Origin of the sequence: Gordoniibacillus kamchatkensis (assembly GCF_000829455.1) — a bacterium.
GTDB classification, from domain to species: Bacteria; Bacillota; Bacilli; order Paenibacillales; family NBRC-103111; genus Gordoniibacillus; species Gordoniibacillus kamchatkensis.
In genome coordinates this window covers 1-1,280 of record NZ_JXAK01000147.1, presented here as the reverse complement: position 1 = coordinate 1,280, position 1,280 = coordinate 1, and the positions used below count along the sequence as shown (strand labels likewise).

Here is a 1,280-nt window from a genome sequence, read left to right as displayed (position 1 = left end):
GGCGACGCCGGGCGAGCTCGGCCTGGAGCCGGAGCTCGTGGCGGCGTCGCTGCAGGCGGCCCACTACGTGCGGCCGCGCTTTACGATTCTCCGCCTCTGGAAGCTGCTCGGCGGCTTGCCGCATGGCTTTGAGGAGCTCGCCGGCGAACGGCGGTAACGCCAACCGCCAGTTCATAACGGGAGATCGTTTCCGCCACTCACACTGTGAGGGCGTTTCTGCCGAGCCGAACATGCCCGCCGCAAAGGGGCGTCAACTGACGACCCGACGTTAACGGACCGCAGCTGCCCGGGCAGGGCTGCGGTCCGTTTTGCTGTCTGTGCCCGTGAGTACAAGTTGTGTCTACTCCCGCTGACTCCGCTAAGGTAAACGTGCTCGTCTGAGTGACGACGTATGCGTTGAGCAACGACGTATCGGTTTATCCCCGCCGACTTCTGAATGGTAAAGTTCGTTCGTTGAATCGGGCCAAACGATCGTTTTAAGCAGGGTTTGCGGGGCAAAACTTGGGGTCGAACCCGTCTAAATGGTCTCGATAGACGGTTTTCTACAGCTGGCCGAACAAGGACTGTCTTGGCGATCGGAAACTCAAGCTACGGCGAAATAGACCAGACCGATGGAAAACGTACAATGTTTTTGGGCAATTACCGCTTGATGAGGGAGCTGCATTGCAAAACATCCAACCATATGGCTGTCGGTATGTGCCTGCGTCCCTCAAAAACGTGGCGGCAAGTATTTTTGGTCGGAGTAAATCCAATGAAGAAAAAGGCCAACCCGCTTATGGTACGGAAAAATTGGATTAAATCCATTCACGAAGCAGCTGCGTGATTCGGAAGCAGTAAAAGCCAGCTTATGCGGTTCTCACATTAAAATACTTATCGCCGTCACGGCATACGGAACCAGAATGGTTCTCAAACAATCTTCCTTTCAAATTTGGTTGCGATGAAGTTGCAGTTTTGGCGTTTCGAACTGCCTCCGCAGCTTCGGGCCCCCCAGCTTAGAGACCAAGTTCTTTATGCAGAGCCAGTGGGGACGCAAAATTGGAACAAAAAGGCGTAAAGCACCGGTTAGAGCCCCGGGAGACGCCAATAACGAATCTTGGACGCTGTATATGGAATTATCAGGCGCTAACCGCACTTTTTGTAAAATCTGCCTTGGCTAGCGTCACGGAAGTCGCTAATTAGCGAATACATTCGTTGTTGGCGCTCTGGGTCATGATCGTTCTTTATGCAGAGACGATAGGGACGCAAAATTGGAACAAAAAGGCGTACAGCACCGGTTAGAG

General features: G+C 53.4%; 1 protein-coding gene. It reads left to right on the top strand.

Annotated features, from left to right (window positions below; translation table 11 throughout):
- Nucleotides 1-568: 568 nt before the first annotated feature.
- Nucleotides 569-823 carry a hypothetical protein gene (locus SD70_RS32535; RefSeq protein WP_156158318.1) on the top strand — a complete coding sequence of 85 codons (255 nt, stop codon included), beginning with the start codon at nt 569-571 and terminating at the stop codon, nt 821-823.
- Nucleotides 824-1,280 lie beyond the last annotated feature (457 nt).